General features: G+C 41.8%; 16 protein-coding genes. 7 read left to right on the top strand and 9 right to left on the bottom strand.

The genetic code is table 11. From position 1 onward, the window contains the following. The 5 genes from nqrE to DW103_RS00685 are packed head-to-tail and all read right to left on the bottom strand — an operon-like array spanning position 1 to position 4,689. On the bottom strand, positions 1-618 hold the full coding sequence (gene nqrE, locus DW103_RS00705) for an NADH:ubiquinone reductase (Na(+)-transporting) subunit E (protein ID WP_122273746.1): 618 nt from the start codon (positions 616-618) through the stop codon (positions 1-3). A 26-nt stretch (positions 619-644) separates the two neighbouring features. Continuing rightward, positions 645-1,274 carry an NADH:ubiquinone reductase (Na(+)-transporting) subunit D gene (locus DW103_RS00700; protein WP_122273745.1) on the bottom strand — a complete coding sequence of 210 codons (630 nt, stop codon included), beginning with the start codon at positions 1,272-1,274 and terminating at the stop codon, positions 645-647. A 7-nt stretch (positions 1,275-1,281) separates the two neighbouring features. Continuing rightward, positions 1,282-2,100, bottom strand: coding sequence for an NADH:ubiquinone reductase (Na(+)-transporting) subunit C (nqrC, locus tag DW103_RS00695; protein ID WP_122273744.1), 819 nt, complete (start codon positions 2,098-2,100; stop codon positions 1,282-1,284). 13 nt (positions 2,101-2,113) lie between these two features. Beyond that, positions 2,114-3,316 carry an NADH:ubiquinone reductase (Na(+)-transporting) subunit B gene (locus DW103_RS00690; RefSeq protein ID WP_122273743.1) on the bottom strand — a complete coding sequence of 401 codons (1,203 nt, stop codon included), beginning with the start codon at positions 3,314-3,316 and terminating at the stop codon, positions 2,114-2,116. 23 nt (positions 3,317-3,339) lie between these two features. After that, entirely contained in the window at positions 3,340-4,689 is a 1,350-nt protein-coding gene (locus tag DW103_RS00685; protein ID WP_122273742.1) for a Na(+)-translocating NADH-quinone reductase subunit A, read from the bottom strand. 126 nt (positions 4,690-4,815) lie between these two features. On the opposite strand from DW103_RS00685, the gene DW103_RS00680 reads away from it, so the two are divergent. Next, the gene (locus DW103_RS00680; protein ID WP_122273741.1) at positions 4,816-6,090 is read left to right on the top strand and encodes a DUF5103 domain-containing protein; all 1,275 of its coding nucleotides are present in this window, start codon (positions 4,816-4,818) and stop codon (positions 6,088-6,090) included. Positions 6,091-6,281: 191 nt separating this feature from the next. Here the strand turns inward: DW103_RS00680 and guaD are convergent, their stop codons facing one another. From guaD to DW103_RS00665, 3 genes are all read right to left on the bottom strand, one after another. Next, entirely contained in the window at positions 6,282-7,607 is a 1,326-nt protein-coding gene (gene guaD, locus DW103_RS00675; protein ID WP_370453445.1) for a guanine deaminase, read from the bottom strand. Continuing rightward, positions 7,600-8,511, bottom strand: coding sequence for a cation diffusion facilitator family transporter (locus DW103_RS00670; protein ID WP_122273739.1), 912 nt, complete (start codon positions 8,509-8,511; stop codon positions 7,600-7,602). Before DW103_RS00670 ends, guaD begins: the two co-directional genes overlap by 8 nt. Before the next feature lie 131 nt (positions 8,512-8,642). Then, entirely contained in the window at positions 8,643-9,767 is a 1,125-nt protein-coding gene (locus DW103_RS00665) for an endo-1,4-beta-xylanase (RefSeq protein WP_122273950.1), read from the bottom strand. Positions 9,768-9,983: 216 nt separating this feature from the next. Between DW103_RS00665 and DW103_RS00660 the strand changes: the two genes are divergently transcribed. The 6 genes from DW103_RS00660 (at position 9,984) to DW103_RS00640 (ending at position 16,003) form a co-directional block, all read left to right on the top strand. Next, positions 9,984-11,285 (top strand): phenylacetate--CoA ligase family protein, encoded by a 1,302-nt coding sequence (locus tag DW103_RS00660; RefSeq protein WP_122273949.1) that lies wholly within the window; start codon positions 9,984-9,986, stop codon positions 11,283-11,285. 32 nt (positions 11,286-11,317) lie between these two features. Continuing rightward, entirely contained in the window at positions 11,318-11,743 is a 426-nt protein-coding gene (locus DW103_RS00655) for an acetolactate synthase (RefSeq protein WP_122273738.1), read from the top strand. 11 nt (positions 11,744-11,754) lie between these two features. After that, positions 11,755-11,895 (top strand): symporter small accessory protein, encoded by a 141-nt coding sequence (locus DW103_RS18215; RefSeq protein ID WP_199652921.1) that lies wholly within the window; start codon positions 11,755-11,757, stop codon positions 11,893-11,895. Next, positions 11,892-13,451 (top strand): sodium:solute symporter, encoded by a 1,560-nt coding sequence (locus DW103_RS00650; protein ID WP_122273737.1) that lies wholly within the window; start codon positions 11,892-11,894, stop codon positions 13,449-13,451. The genes DW103_RS18215 and DW103_RS00650 overlap by 4 nt, the downstream gene beginning before the upstream one ends. 253 nt (positions 13,452-13,704) lie before the next feature. Beyond that, positions 13,705-14,613, top strand: coding sequence for an ABC transporter substrate-binding protein (locus tag DW103_RS00645; protein WP_122273948.1), 909 nt, complete (start codon positions 13,705-13,707; stop codon positions 14,611-14,613). A 7-nt stretch (positions 14,614-14,620) separates the two neighbouring features. Beyond that, the gene (locus DW103_RS00640; RefSeq protein ID WP_122273947.1) at positions 14,621-16,003 is read left to right on the top strand and encodes an ATP-binding cassette domain-containing protein; all 1,383 of its coding nucleotides are present in this window, start codon (positions 14,621-14,623) and stop codon (positions 16,001-16,003) included. On the opposite strand, the gene DW103_RS00635 is transcribed toward DW103_RS00640, so the two are convergent. Beyond that, positions 16,004-17,512, bottom strand: coding sequence for a PAS domain-containing sensor histidine kinase (locus DW103_RS00635; protein ID WP_122273736.1), 1,509 nt, complete (start codon positions 17,510-17,512; stop codon positions 16,004-16,006). It abuts the gene before it with no gap. Positions 17,513-17,575: the final 63 nt, after the last annotated feature.

Here is a 17,575-nt window from a genome sequence, read left to right as displayed (position 1 = left end):
TTAAATCTTAAGACCTGAGAAGCACATGAATGCCATACCCATCAAACCTGTGATAATAAAAGTAATACCAAGGCCTTTCAAAGGTTTGGGAACATCCGAATATGCCAGTTTCTCACGAATAGCAGCCATCCCAACGATAGCCAGCAACCATCCGATACCAGAACCTAAGCCATATACAGTTGCAACTCCGACATTCGGGAATGCCTTCTGTTGCATAAATAAAGAACCACCCAGGATTGCACAGTTTACAGCGATTAGCGGCAAAAAGATACCCAAGGAAGCATACAGGGAAGGAGAAAATTTCTCGACAACCATTTCAACCAGCTGCACAAAAGAAGCAATCACGGCAATAAAGATGATGAATGCAAGGAAACTCAGATTTACATTTGCAAAATCCGGCCCTAACCAGCTCAATGCGCCTTCTTTCAATACATAGTTTTCAAGCATATAATTAATCGGCAATGTACAAACAAGTACGAATGTCACTGCCATACCTAATCCTAAAGCAGTCTTCACATTCTTGGAAACAGCCACAAACGAACACATACCCAAATAGTATGCGAAAATCATGTTGTCTACAAAAATCGAGCGGACGAATGTGCTTAATAATTGTTCCATTCTATTATTAATTTAATCGTTTAGCATTAATTTTCCTGAAGTTCTTTGTTTCTTGCGCGATGAACCCATATAATAACAGCAATAACAATCAATGCCATCGGAGGCAAAATCATTAAGCCGTTGTTTACATAACCGAAGTCATAGAGTGCCTGCGGAATAACCTGAAAGCCCAGTAATGTACCGGAACCCAGCAATTCGCGGAAGAAACCGACAATTATCAGAATCAATGCATATCCCAGACCGTTGCCAATTCCATCAAGAAATGATTCCCACGGTCCGTTACCTAAAGCAAACGCTTCCAAACGTCCCATCAGGATACAGTTGGTAATAATCAGCCCCACAAACACAGAAAGTTGTTTGTTTACATCATAAGCAAAAGCCTTCAGCACTTCACTAACAATCGTTACCAACGCAGCAACAACCACCAACTGTACGATAATACGGATACGGTTAGGAATTGTGTTACGGATTAATGAAATAATCACATTGGCAAAAGCCACAACAGCCGTCACCGAAATACCCATTACGATAGCCGGCTCCAGTTTCGATGTTACAGCCAACGCAGAGCAGATACCCAGCATCTGAACGACAACAGGGTTGTTTGCACTAAGCGGGCCTAACAGAACTTCTTTATTCTTATTCGATAATAATCCCATTTTCTACTTAATTTTGTGAGGTTAAAAATTTAACATAACCACTCAAACTGTCGAACAGCATCGCATCGACACCCTTACTTGTGATTGTACCACCGGAAATGCCGTCAACATAATCCTGACCCGCAACGCTTTTACCAGGTTTTACCACTGCTATAGATTTGAATGTACCATCCATAAACAGCTTCTTACCTTTAAATTCGCCACTGAAAGCAGGTTTTGCAATTTCCGCACCCAGTCCCGGAGTTTCACCCTGATGACTGAAATCTGCACCATAAACTGTATTTTTATCACTATCAACCGAAATATATCCCCACAACGGTCCCCATAGGCCGGCACCGTGCAAAGCCATGATATATTTTTTCTGACCGTCGATATTTGCAACAAAAACCGGATATTCATGTTCAGAAGCAGCTTTTACCACATCGGCGGCAAAAGCATCGCCTTCTACTTTTTCTCCGTTTTGATTAACCAGAAATGCTTCTTTAATCAATTCATTATACTTAGCTTCAGCCTCATTGGCGGAAACATTGACATTAATTGACCGCAAAATCTGTTGTCTCTTGTCGTTTTCCTCATTCTTCTGCTGGAAAGTTCTCAGCGATTGTGAGGTAAATGCCAACACAACGGCAACAAGTACAACCATTACAGAAGCGTAAACGACAGTATAGACATTGCTATCCCTATCCAATCCTTTTTTCTTGCCGTCGGCAGTCTCCTCTTTTACTTCTTCAAAATCCGAAGCGGGAGCCGCGCATATAGGACAAACATCCGGAGCCTTATTTCCTTCGTGGATATATCCACATACTTTACATTTATATTTTGCCATACTCCTTCTTACTTTATTTGATTACACGTTTCAATCTGCGGTTGATGTTAGCTTCCACTACATAATAGTCAATCAGCGGAGCAAATACATTCATCAGCAGGATAGCGAGCATCATGCCTTCGGGATAACCGGGGTTCAATGCACGAATGATAATAGCCATGGCACCTACCAAGAAACCATAAATATATTTACCTGTTTCCGTACGGGCAGAAGTAACAGGGTCGGTAGCCATAAACACAGCTCCGAATGCGAAACCACCCAGGAACAACTGATCCAACGGAGAAACACACATAGAAACAGTAGTACCAATCAGATTAAAAATAAGCGACATTACTGCACCACCCACAAAAACGGAAAACATCGTCTTCCAACTTGCAATACGTGTGAAAAGCAAGATAACCGCACCAATCAGGATAGCCAGAACAGACGTTTCACCGATAGAACCCGGTATCAGACCCACAAACATATCCCATGTGGAAATCGGTTTACCCAAGACATCCACTGCCTGAAAAGAATCAATCAATTCTTTTCCTGCAATCGCAATCTGTCCCAGCGGAGTAGCTCCGGAGAAACCGTCAACTACCTGTCCGCCACCGATACCGAACGTATCAGCTGTCCGAACGAAAACTTGGTCGCCGGACATCGCAGCCGGATAGGCAAAGAACAAAAATGCACGAGTCACCAATGCTACATTAAATATATTATAACCTGTACCACCAAATACTTCTTTCGCAAAAATAACAGCGAATGCGGTAGCCACGGCAATCATCCACAGTGGAGTATCCACAGGTACAATCATCGGTATCAGAATACCGGAAACCAGAAAACCTTCCTGAATTTCTTCCTTCTTCCACTGGGCAACCATAAACTCGATACCCAGACCCACCACATACGAAACAATGATTTTAGGCAATACAGCCAGAAAACCAAAAATAAAAGTCATGCAAAATCCCGGATCAGTTCCTACCGCCAGGTTGTGCTGATAACCGACATTATACATACCAAAAAGCAAAGCAGGCAACAAAGCAAGAATGACCACCGTCATCGTACGCTTTGAATCAATGCAATCATGAATATGCACGCCTGATTTTGAAGTTGTGTTCGGAACAAATAAGAATGTTTCGAAACCCTCAAAAACAGAACGGAACATCGCCAGCTTTCCGCCCTCCTCAAAGTTAGGCTTAATCTTGTCGAGGTAATTCCTTAACGCTTTCAATGTATTCTAAGTTTTTAATGTTATTAATTCATTTCCTTGTATAACAAATCCAGTCCGTTACGAACAATCTTCTGAACTTCTATTTTGGATGTGTCGACAAATTCGCAAAGAGCAAAATCTTCAGGTGCCACTTCGTAAATACCCAGATTTTCCATCTTATCGATATCGAATGCTATTATAGCTTTCAACAAATACTCCGGCATAATATCCATCGGGAACACACTCTCATATTCGTTGGACATAATCATGGCACGTTTACCACCTTTGATACGGGCATCGATTGTATATTCTTTATTCTTCCCCATCAACCAAGTCGGGAATGAATGACTTACGCTGTATTTTCCGAATCCGGGAGTCGCCCAACCGAAAAAATCGTACGTTTCGTCACCTTCCGGTATCACTGTTATCTGGTTATCATAAGCACCCAGATAATCGTCTTTCTTTACTTTCGTACCGGTCAACACATTACCGCTGATGATGCGGATATCTTCTTTACCTTCCAGAATTTTTCCGGCAACCAGACTGTTGATTGTACAACCGGAAATAGCCTTGATATATCCTCTCTCCGTTGTTTCGGAACCGGTCAGCACAACCAGGCGGCTGAAATCAGCTATTCCTTTATTGAACAAACGTCCGATAATAATCACATCTGCGGGATTTACTACCCAAACAACTTCTCCTTTATTTACAGGCTTAATGCGATTAATCTGTACTCCGACATTTCCTGCCGGATGCGGGCCTTCCACTTCCACAGTTTCAACTCCTTTCACATTTACAGAAGAACCTTTACGCACACCTACATAAACCTTACCGGCTGTAAGCTTTGCGAGTGCGTCCAATCCTGTCTGAAAATCAGCCTCCTGACCTTTCAGGATAAAATCGAAATCCGGTGCAAGCGGTGCCGAATAGAATGCGGAAACAAATATATCACGCGGTGAATCGGTTGGCGTAGCCACGATGTCATACGGACGTTGTTTGATAAAAGGCCATAAACCTGCATTCAGGATAGCGTCTTTTATCTCCTCTCCTTTCAGAGACGACACATTCTTCTTACCGAAATCTTCGTATTCGATTTGCGCATCCGGCTTCACAACAATGCTAAGCACTTTACGCTTCTCTCCTCGGTTTACGGCAGTTACTTCACCACTTACAGGCGAAACAAACTTGATTTCCGGGCGGTTCTTATCAATCATCAATGTAGAACCGGCTTTGACTTTTTCTCCTACTTTGACAACAACTTTAGGTACAATACCGTTATAATAATCGGGAACGATAGCGTAACTGTCGCTTTTCCCCCCGTTTAACAGTACGTCCGAAGCTTTGCCCTTCAGATTAATGTCTAAACCCTTTTTAATCTTAATCACATTTGCCATGATACAACTAAAATTGTTTATATGTAATTTTCCCGCAAAAGTAAGCATTTTTTTATGCTTTAAAGCAGGGATGAGTAAATAATTAGAGAAATAATTCCATAATTTTGCATCGACAAAGAAATAAATATGAAAAAGAGAATGTATTACTTACTGTTTTTGCTGCTTTTTGTCCTTTCTATCGGGATGAACGCACAGGTGAAGTATTTTACCAATGTCAATAGCAAACAAATTAAAACCCTTCAGGTGAAAGTGGCCGGTGAAATGATATCCGAACCTTACATCGCACTGGGCGGTGATGACAGGATTGAAATAAACTTCGACGGTTTAGGTAGCGGATACACCCGGTATGCCTATAATATCATACACTGTAACAGCGACTGGACACAGTCTCAACTTGCTCCTATCGAGTATATTAACGGTTTCCAGGGAATGACTATCGACGATTTTGCCAATTCCCTCGGAACGACCACCCAATATTCAAACTACAGTTTGTTGCTTCCCAATGAAGATATTCAATTTAAGATTTCGGGGAATTATGCCGTACAGGTCTATAAGGATGACAATCCAGACCAAATAATTTTCACGGCTTGTTTTTCCGTTGTAGAACCACTTGTCAATATCTCTGCATCCGTCAGCGGAAATACGGATATCGATACAAACCAAAGTCACCAGCAAGTCAGTTTCAGTATCAACACCCGCAATTTCCCAATCACTTACCCGCAGACAGACCTCAAAATATTCGTTTATCAGGATAATCGCCGCGACAATGCCGTCACAGGACTCCAACCGATGAGTATTCTGGAAAATCAAATTTCATACACAAACAACCGGAATTTGATTTTTCCCGCAGGAAACGAATATCGCAGGATGGAGTTCCTGAGCAACAAATACAACGGGATGCATGTTGAAAACATTTCATTCCATAACCCATTCTATAATGTGGAGTTGATGACCGATTATAAGCGCGCCGACCAGAATTATCAATACGACCAGGATCAGGACGGACGTTTCTTTATCCGTTGCAGTAATTGTAACGACCCGGATACGGAAGCTGATTATTACATTGTACATTTTACGCTTGCCTGCGACGAATTGCCCGGAGGAAATGTCTACCTGAACGGTGAACTGTTTAATAATGTATTGGACGATAATAGTAAAATGGCATACAACCCTGAAACAAATCAATACGAAAAAGCAGTGCTGTTAAAACAAGGAAGCTACAATTACCAATATCTTTTCGTTCCTACAGGTTCGACGGTCGGGGAAACCGGACCGATAGAGGGTAATTTCTACCAAACACAAAATGAATATAATATATATGTATACTATCGCCCGATGGGAACCCGTTACGACCGGTTAATCGGCGTGACTACTGTTAAAAACGCAATGCAGGTATTCTAAAAACAATACGGCAAGTTTGAAAATCACACACAAGGAAGTTTGAAATTGACTACGTACTATTTTGTTTTCGACGCCGTCATAAATGTTTTTGACGCCGTCGTGAATATTTTCGACGCCGTCGCGAATGTTTTTGACGGCGTCGAAAACAAAATAAGATGGCAACTATTTTCAAAAAGGATGGCAGCCAAATCCTATTCCCTCGTTATGAATTTAAATTTAACAGCCTTGCCTTCAATATAGGTGGCAGCTATATTCCGGTCGTCTCCCAGTATTTGCAAACCGAAAATCCGGTTCTCCAAATCCCATTTGCCTGTACGTTGCAAACAATCTTTACGTATTTGTTGTGAAGGAGTTACGGCATCTTCCACCACTATAAAATCAGCATAACAACCTTCTTTAAAGCTACCGATTTCATCTTCCAGCTTTAGTACTCTTGCCGAACCCAACGTACATTTATATAAAGACTCGAATGGCGACATCGGATAAGCATTCAATTGCTGAACCTTATAAGCCTCTCCCATTGTTCGTAACATCGAAAAGGAGGTTCCACCTGCAACGTCGGTCGCCAATGTCGTTTGCAGGCCCAAACGATTGGCTTCCCGCATATTGAACAACCCGCTTCCTAAAAACAAATTGGATGTCGGGCAATGCGCTATTGCCGCACCTGCCGAAGCCAACCTATGGGATTCAGCTTCCGACAAGTGAATGCAATGCCCGAAAACGGTCCGTTCCGTTACCAGACCGGCACGTTCGTACACTTCCAGATAATCGCTACAATCGGGATATAAGGAAAGTGTTTGGTCAATCTCACTTTTATTTTCGGAAAGATGTGTCTGAATATAAGTATCCGGATAGTCCCGGTGAAGACGTCCCGCTTCCGACAATTGTTTATCTGTGCATGAAATTGCAAAACGGGGTGTTATTACATACCGGTTGCGTCCTTTGTTATGCCAAGCCTCGATAAGCGTACGACTTTCAGTTCCACCCCGCTCCACCGTATCCGTCAATTGCTCCGGAGCATTCCTATCCATCAGCATTTTTCCCGTAAGCATACACATATTATACTGCGAGGCTGCTGTGAACAAGGCATTTACGGATTCAGGATGAACAGTCGCGTAAGCCATGCAGGTAGTCGTTCCATTCCTGAATAACTCGTTTACAAAAAAATCGGCAATATAATCGGCGTGTTCGGGAGAAGAGAACATGGTCTCGGCCGGAAACGTATATTCATGAAGCCAATCCAGCAATTGCCGGCCATACATCCCGATAATTTCAGACTGCGGGTAATGAATATGAGCGTCTATAAAACCCGGCATCAGCAATTTGCCGGAAAAATCGGTCACACTGGCATCGGAAAAACATTTCTTCATCTCCACGAATGAACCGGTAGCCAATATTTTTCCTTCCGACACAGCCAATACACCATCCGGGATATAACGATAAGCATGTATATCTTCCAGCGGAGAAGAAGTGAAATAAAAAATATCTCCGCGAAACAACTCCACCTTTCTATTTATCATCTTTATTCTTTATCGGTTCAACATGCAATGATATATGAGTAGCCTGTCCGAATTTAGCACGCAGTTTATTCTCTATTTCACGTGTCAATTCATGTGCCCGGTCAACTGTTGTCCGGCCGTCGACCCGGATATGCACTTCTATGGCAAAATCGTTACCAATACGGCGTGTATATAAATTATGCGGATTCTTTACTTCGGGAGTTTCGCATATAAGCGATAAAATCTCATCCTCCACTTCTTTAGGCAACGACTTTTCCAGCAAATCATTGATAGCCGGAAGTATAAGCTGGAAAGCCACTTTAACAATCAAAAGACTGACAATCACCGCCGCTATCGGATCCAGAACCCGCCAATTATCTCCCAACAAAATAGCACCTCCGATACCTATCGTAGTCCCTATCGACGAAAAAGCATCGGAACGGTGGTGCCAGGCATTTGCAATAACAGCCTGACTGTTATTCCGCCTACCGATACAGAGCGTATACCGGTACAGGATTTCCTTCACAATAATTGAAAAGATTGCAGCAATAAGAGCAATGTTTCCGGGAGCTTCCAGTTGCTCGCCTTTAAAATAAAAATCGATTATCTTATGAATGCCTTCCCAGAACAGCCCGATACCGACACAAAGTAAAGCTATCCCAATAATGGAAGTGGCCAGAGTTTCGTATTTGCCATGCCCGTAATCATGACTTTCATCTTTCGGTTTGGAAGAGATATTGATAAACAACAAGACAATCATATCCGTGACAAAATCGGAAAGAGAGTGCACGGCATCCGCAATCATAGCAGCACTATGTCCTAAAATACCGGCCAGAAACTTGAATACCAACAATAAAAAATTGGCAAAAGATCCGACTAACGTCACTGCCACAATATCTTTTTTCCTTTTATCCGTTTCCATTCTAATAATATAAAAGACATCAAAGATAACAAAAACAGCAAGTTCCGGCAACCTGCCGGACAAAAACGAAAGCCTTTTCACTCTGCCCGGTTATCATAAGATACGAATAAACTTTTTATGAAGCTTTTACTTTAAATCCCGTTTTCTATCAATTCTTCCACAAACGGCTTCGGACGGCAGTTGCGGTCGAAGAGCAACGGATAATCCACACGTCCACGCACAGGGAAATTATTCTTCCAGGAATTACCATCCGACACTCCCCAAGCCGTTACGCGAGTAATGACATCGGAATGCTTCAGGAAAAGGTTGAAAAACTCCTTCATACGGTTGTTCCACACCTGCGATACGGAATCAGGCAAGCCTTCGGGATAAGGGTTCAGGGAATTTTTGTAGGCTACGGTATTTGCGATATTAGCTCCGGTATAAACATCCGGCAAAGCACTCATATCCCACTCTGTAATCATCACTTTCACTCCGGCACGGCTAAAGGCAAGAATGCTGGCTTCAAAATCTTCTATCTTGGGATAGTTCAATCCCATATGCCCCTGCATCCCCACAGCATCGATGCGCAGACCATGTTCTTTCAGCATCTTTACAAGTTCGACAACTTTATCGCGTTTGGCTTTTCCGTCCATGCTAAAATCATTATAATAGAGTTCGGCATCAGGATCTGCTTCATGAGCATATTGGAAAGCGAGAAGCAAGTATTCCTCACCCAGAATTTCATAAAAAGGAGTTTTACGCCATGAACCGTCCGACTCGATGGCTTCGTTTACAACATCCCAGCCTTTGATGCGCCCTTTATAACGCCCAACAATGGTACTGATATGATTCTTCATACGTTCTTTCAAGACTTCGGGAGATACTTTTCCCCCTTTTTCGTCGACGCAAAACCAAGATGAGAGCTGTGAATGCCAGATAAGACAATGTCCGGTAACGACCATCCCGTTTTCTTCACCGAAGCGGAGTAACCGATCTGCATCCGTAAAGTTGAAACGCCCCTCTTCAGGGTGTATCACTTCCGATTTCATACAATTTTCGGCAACAATAGCGTTAAAATGGCGCTTGACTTGCAGCAAAGCACAACTATCACGTCCGGCCGTTTGCCCGACACTAAGAGCAGTTCCTATCAGGAATTTATCCCCAATCGCCCCTTTCAGGGAAGGTTCGACAGCAGCATGGGGATGTTTACCGCTACCGCAGGCAATCAACAGACTTGTTGCTGCGCATAAAAATGTTTGATAATGTCCTTTCATAATCATTCTATTATTTCATAATTGACTCTATAAAATAGCAGTGTATAAGTATAGTCTCCACTGATATCGCATCTGTATATTGCTACAAAGATGCACAAAAAAAAGCACATCTCCTCTTTATAGTACATTTTTGACAGAATATATCTAATTTATTCAAAATAAAAGATACATTTGCAGTCTAAATTCATGAATAAACACAATATAACAGGAAAAGCTATGGAATATTGGCAGAAAGATATTGAGACCCTCAATCGTGAAGGACTGAATAAACTACAGTTAGAACGATTGAAAAAAACAATTGAACTGGCGGGAAACTCCCCCTTTTACAGTAAAATATTCAAAGAAAACGGAATAACAACCAATAGCATTCAATCGCTGGACGATTTACAAAAAATACCTTTTACGACAAAAGACGACCTTCGTAACAACTATCCTTTCGGTATGGCAGCTATTCCCATCAAAGATTGCGTTCGTATCCATTCCTCAAGCGGCACAACAGGGAATCCGACCGTAGTGCTGCATTCCGCCCGTGATTTGGAACAATGGGCAAACCAAGTGGCACGTTGTATGTATATGGTTGGTATCCGCGATACAGACGTATTCCAGAATACATCCGGTTATGGAATGTTTACCGGAGGACTTGGTTTCCAATATGGAGCCGAGAAATTGGGCTGCTTGACTGTTCCTGCTGCTGCCGGTAACACGAAACGTCAGATTAAGTTTATCCAGGATTTCGGTACAACTTGCCTGCATATCATACCCAGCTACGCTACCCGCCTGGCAGAAGTGATGTATGAAATGGGAATTGACCCGCGCAGAGATACAAAACTACATACCTTCTGTATCGGAGCCGAACCTCATTCGGAAGAACAACGCCAGCGCATCGAACAATTAATGGGAATAAAAGCTTACAACTGTTTCGGCATGTCTGAAATGAACGGTCCCGGTGTCGCTTTCGAATGTACAGAGCAAAACGGACTGCATATCTGGGAAGACAATGTCATTGTAGAAATTATCGACCCGCTGACCTTGCAACCGGTAAAAGAGGGTGAAGTCGGCGAATTGGTACTGACTACAATCAACCGCGAAGCAATGCCCTTGTTCCGCTATCGCACGCGCGACTTGACCTGTGTATTACCCGGTGAATGCCCTTGCGGGCGTACTCATAAACGCCTATCCCGCTTCAAAGGACGTAGCGACGACATGATTATCCTGAAAGGCGTCAACCTTTTCCCTATCCAGATTGAAAAGATTCTGATGCAATTTAAGGAGTTAGGTAGCAATTACCTGATTACAATCGAAACAGTAGGTAATAATGACGAAATGCTGATTGAAGTGGAATTGAGCGACCTCTTTACCGACGATTACAGTGTATTGCAACGTCTTACCAAAGAAATCACCCGTCAGTTGAAAGACGAACTGCTGCTTACCCCGCATCTGAAACTCGTTGCAAAAGGCTCTTTACCCACACAGGATGGAAAAGCTGTCCGGGTAAAAGACCTGCGTAAACTCTCTTAATCTAATTATTAAACGAATAAACAAAAACAAATATGACAGTCAATCAAATTTCCATCTTTTTGGAAAATAAATATGGTAAGCTCAGCGAAATATTGGCAATGCTCGCTGAAGAGAAAATCCGCATCATCGCTGCAACCGTAGCCGATACATCAGAATACGGTATTCTCCGTATTATCGTCAGCGAACCTCAAAAGGCTTATAAAATACTGAAAAGCAATAATGTAAGTGCAAACCTGACAGATGTACTGGCTATTGTTACCAATTCCTGCGCCGGAAGTTTTGCCCAAACATTATCAAGCTTCACAAAAGCCGGACTAAGTATTGAATATATGTATTGTTTTTCCATAAACGGAAAATCGATTCTAATATTGAGAACAAACAACCGGGAAGCTGCACGCGAAGTAATTCGTCGCAACAGTCTTGAATATATCTGTGAAAGTGACTTAGTAAAATTATAAAAAGAAATGATATGTTCGGAATAAGCGATCCCGGAATCTGGCTTGCCTACCTGTTAGCCTTTATTTGCCTGTTGTATTCTATCTGGTTTGGTATAACCCACTGGAACAAAGAAGACAAGGATAATTCGAACCCGCAAAAACCAGAAAAATGAACACACTTACATTAGGAATTGTCGTTATCATCTATATGTTTATTCTGGCGTGGCTGGGGTATTTAGGATATAAGCAAACAAAAAATGCCAGTGATTATCTGCTGGGCGGACGGAAAGTGAACCCGATAATTATGGCACTTTCATACGGGGCAACTTTTATTTCAGCTTCGGCTATTGTCGGCTTCGGCGGCGTGGCTGCCACTTTCGGAATGGGCATCCAGTGGCTATGCTTGCTGAATATGTTCATGGGAGTTGTAATTGCTTTCATCATATTCGGACGAAACACCCGTAAACTCGGTGAGAAACATAATGCGCGAACCTTCCCGCAATTGCTGGGATTGCATTATAATTCGCGCGCCATACAGATATTTATCGCCGCCATCATCTTCATCGGGATGCCACTTTATGCAGCGGTTGTGATGAAAGGAGGCGCAGTCTTTATCGAGCAGATGTTTCATATCGATTTACACTTCGCTTTGCTGATTTTCACATTGATAGTAGCAGCATATGTCATTACGGGAGGGATTAAAGGCGTATTGTATACAGACGCTTTGCAAGCTGTTATTATGTTCGCCTGCATGCTTTTCCTTTTATTCTGGTTTTACCGGGTAATGGATATGGGATTTATAGAAGCAAATTATAAACTGACGGAAATAGCTCCACTTGTTCCCGAACGTTTCAAGGAATTAGGACATCAAGGATGGACGGCAATGCCGGTGACAGGCTCTCCGCAATGGTATACATTGGTTACTTCTCTTATTTTGGGTGTCGGAATAGGTTGCCTGGCACAACCTCAATTGGTAGTCCGTTTTATGATGGTAGAAAGTACTAAGCAGCTCAATCGCGGCGTATTAATCGGATGTGTATTCCTAATTGTCACGGTAGGAGCTATATATCATGTAGGAGCTTTATCCAATCTTTTCTTTTTGAAGACAGAAGGCGTCGTTGCCTCGGAGGCGATTAAAGACATGGATAAAATCATTCCCCTTTTTATCTCCCGTGCTATGCCGGAGTGGTTTAGTGCCGTTTTCATGCTTTGCATCCTTTCTGCCAGTATGTCTACACTAAGTGCCCAATTCCATACGATGGGAGCCGCTTTCGGTGCAGATGTCTTTACTAAATTAGGGCGAAATAAAAATACAAATTCGACAATGGGAGTCCGTATCGGTGTTTTATGTTCCATATTGGTCAGTTACATCATTTGCTATACGCTCAGTGCCGGTATCATAGCGCGTGGAACCGCTTTGTTTATGGGTATATGTGCTGCAACTTTCCTGCCCGCCTATTTTTGTTCTTTATTTTGGAAAAAAGCGACGAAGGAAGGTGCCCTAGCCAGTTTATGGATAGGAGCACTTGCAAGTCTTTTTGCCATGTTGTTTCTGCATAAGGCGGAAGCAAGTGCCGTAGGTTTATGTAAAGCATTATTCGGGCGGGATGTATTGATTGATACATATCCCTGGTTTGCAATCGATCCGATATTATTTGCGCTGCCTTTGTCTATTTTGGCAATCATTATTGTCAGTCTGATGACACAGAAAAAGGTGGTTAATCAATAAAAAACAGCATTATTAGCTTTTATTATATATGACAAAACACTATTTAGCACATATACTCTTGACAAATCAATAAAGGTCCGTATATTTGCATCGTGGTTTTTTCATAATAGTATTAGATTTAAGGTTAACAAAGTTTGGTTAGGGGTTGTCGTGAGACAGCCTTTAATTTTTTATACCCCCTCCTTCCTTTTCATTCATAAAGATTGTACATTTGTCGTACTTTTTATATCTGAAGCATAATACAATAAAAATGATTATCCGATTTTGCTGCCTTATTCTGCTGTTTTTATGTAGTTGCGGCCATTCACCCAAACAGGATGGAGCAATACGTGTATCCGTTCTTCGTGGCCCTTCAGCCATCGCTTTCGCCGGATGGATGGAGAAAGCTCCGGTAATTGAGGGTAAACCTATACAGGTGAAAGTCATCGATTCTCCGGATTTAATGCAGGCAGTTCTTATTAAAGGGGAAACGGATATTGCCGTATTACCAATGATTAGTGCAGCTAATTTATATAATAAAGGAATAAAGTATCCGCTTTGGGGATGCCCTGTATGGGGCACGCTTTATCTGGTCGGACAGGAACAAAAAACAGAAACAAATACCACCGGAGAAACACTTCATATTTTCGGTGCAGGTACGACTCCGGATATATTAACCCGCCATTATCTGCAACAACACCATTTGCATTATTCCCTGAACTATACATTTTCGACAGCACATGAGATTATGCAAGGATTATTAGCCGGAAAAATTAAGACTGCCGTCATCGGAGAGCCTTTTCTAAGTATGGCACTTAAAAAAGACAGTACCCTGCATATTCTGGCAGACCTGAACTATCAAAATGAGTCGACTCCCGGCTTTGCCCAGACCGCTATACTTTGTACGCCATCTTTAAAAAAGAGAAAACTATCCCTTGATAGTTTGTTGCAAGCTTCTTGTAGCTTTGCTACAGAAAATCCGGAACAAGCCATTCATATACTGGAAGATAAACAAGTATTTGCTCCCGGTATGCTAACCAAGGAAAGTATCGAAAGATGTAAAATAGAATATTACCCGGTTGCACAATCCAGGAAAAGTATTCAAGATTTTCTAAAACTGATAGAAGAATATGAACCCAAGGCATTAGGTGGCAAATTACCCGATGCAGGATTTTATAACTAAAAGAATGATGAAAAAAAGCCTGCTCCCCCTACTTTCCATCGGAATATTGCTTCTATGTTGGGAAATATTCGCTATCTGGGTCAATCTTCCGGACCTGATACCATCGGTTCCACGATTGATTCAGACTTTAGCGGAATTATTTACATCAGTGACATTCTATCAATCAGTCTCGGCAACCCTTATCCGGGGGGTAGCCGGTATGTTTCTTTCTCTTATAGCAGCTACCGGAATTGCCTGTCTTTTCAGTCGAAATGAATTAGTTTACGAACTATTTCGTCCTTTATTGGCAATTATGCGGTCGGTTCCGGTTATTTCTTTTATTCTTCTGGCACTTATTTTCCTCCATCCGGAAAGTATTCCGTTGATGATTGCATTTCTGACTATGTTCCCATTACTCACAGAGAACATCACGAAAGGCATTCGTAGTCAGCGTAAAGAATTCATGATTATGGCCAACCGGTTTCAAATCGGCTGGTGGAACAAATTGACACAAGTTATTTATCCGCAGATAAATCCTTTCTTATTTAGCGGATTAACTTCCGCTTCCGGTTTTGGATGGCGGGCTATCATCATGGGGGAAGTGTTGGCGCAATGTTCGTTTGGTATCGGAGGAGAAATGAAACGTGCACAAAGTTTTATAGCTGTCCCGGAACTTTTAGCTTGGACCATCGTCGCTATTCTTGTCAGCTTCTTTTTCGACAAAGGCATATCCTGGCTGGGAAAACACAATTTTCCTATACATTATAACAAGACAAAAATATTCCCTCTTCCGGAAACAGTAACGATTCGAATGGAAAATATCTCCTTTCAATATGAAGATGCTAAAATCATCTCCGGTTTCACATACACATTCAAAACAAACCGGATATATGGTATAACAGGAGCTTCCGGAACAGGAAAAACAACATTGCTAAATCTGATTAACGGTATTATAAAGCCTCAAGCAGGGAATATTCATTTCCTTACGTCAAAAAGTATCGCTACGGTTTTTCAAGAACCTGTATTATTAAGCCAACTAACTGTAAAGGAAAATATAGCATTACCGCTGGCTTCTTTCACAGACAAACAAACCGCACTCGGGAAAGCGGCTTCCTTATTGGAAGAAATGGAACTAAATACATTATCCGGCCGTTATCCGGACGAATTGAGTTTCGGGCAACAACAGCGTGTAGCCATTGCCCGGGCTTTGATTTTTCCGGCAGCTATTCTTCTGATGGATGAACCGTTTAAAGGGCTGGATGAAGCATTATCATACCGGATTATTGAACGTATCCGTAAACGGTTGGAACAAACCGGACAGATACTAATATTTACTTCCCACAATCCGGAGGAACTGCATCGCCTGGCAGATGAAATCATTTATATCAATACACCTGCCATGAATAAATAATCAACCTACTTTTATGGGAGAGCATGGTATCTTAAACCAAAAAGTCGAACCCTTTTCAGGTTCAGAGTCCACTCCTATTTCACCATCCAGCATTGTTATGATGGTTTTACAAATAGATAGTCCCAAGCCTGTTCCTTGCTTGAAATTATTCAATTTTACAAACCGCTCGAAAACAGCCTGCGAATCTTCCTTTCTGATACCCGTTCCCGTATCTGTCACGTAAACATAAATACCTGTTTCTATCACTTTATATCCAAAACGAATAGAGCCGGAAGATGTGAATTTTATCGCGTTCGACAAGAAATTAGTTAATACTTGCGTCAAACGAGTTTTTTCCGATACAATCGTATAATCGGAACCATCATTTTCAAATAGAACTTCCACCCCTTCCTCTGCGCGGAAAGAAAAAGCATATTGTTGTGGTTCAAATATTTCATTCAGCCGGAATGTCGTAAAAACAAACTCCAATTTACCGGATTCTATTTTTGAAATATCCAGAATATCCCCTATCAACTGCAATAAAAACTCATTACTGCTTTGTATAATATTCAGATATTCCTGTTTTTCTTCCTCCGAATCCGCCTGCGCCAACAATGTGGAAAATCCGACTATCGCATTTAACGGTGTACGAATTTCATGGCTCATATTGGCAATAAAAGCGGACTTCATACGGTCACTTTCCTCCGCCAAGCGCTTTGCGCGAATATCTTCCTCATGCCGTTTATCGACCGTAATATCGCGCAAAATACCAATCGCTTTTGAAGGTCTTCCGTCTTCACCGTACTCAAGAACTTCACCCACTTTTTCCAGCCAGACATATTCATCGGAAAAATAACGGCAACGAAAACTTAAGCGTAAGGAATCAATCTCCCCGCAAGCAAAAGCATTGACTATATTCCTATACATCTGTTGTTCATCCGGATGGATTTTTTCCGTAAAACTTTCATGTTGAATAAACTTATGAACCATCTTGCCGTCTTCTACAACCGAAAGTTCCGCCGTTTCATTTATAACATCCCATATCCACGGATATATTTTCCCTGCCTGACAAGAGAGAGTCAGACGTTTGTTGTTTTCATTCAATTCCTCCTCAATACTCCTCTGTTTGGTTATATCCCATGACAAGCCCAACAAATAAGGAGCTTTTCCCTCCCGGGGCACCAACAATTTTATCGTATCTATAGTACGAAGAATACCCTTCGGGTCAACCATTTGTTCCACAAACCGATACATTTTTCCAGAACGTACTATATTTTCATCCATATCTCGAAATGACTGCGCGACGACCGGATCCAGAAACAATTCAAAATCCGTTTTCCCTACCACATCATTATGATAACGTCCGAATAAGGTATTCACCATCGGACTGGAATATATATACCGGAAATTATCTCCCGTGTCTTTCACAAAGAGATACATCGGTACAAAATCCACTATATTTGAAAGAAGAGTAGATAAATCCTTATAATCTTGTTCAAGTCCGCTATTTTGTGAGTCAGCTAATATCATATAATAAAGTTTGTGTCTTATTCAGAGACTGATGTTTTTATTTGCGCAAAAATCTTGAAAATA

Origin of the sequence: Parabacteroides sp. AM08-6, from assembly GCF_003473295.1 — a bacterium.
Classification (GTDB): domain Bacteria; phylum Bacteroidota; class Bacteroidia; order Bacteroidales; family Tannerellaceae; genus Parabacteroides.
The sequence above is the reverse complement of the archived record's forward strand: the minus strand, read 5'-3'. Positions and strand labels throughout refer to the sequence as shown.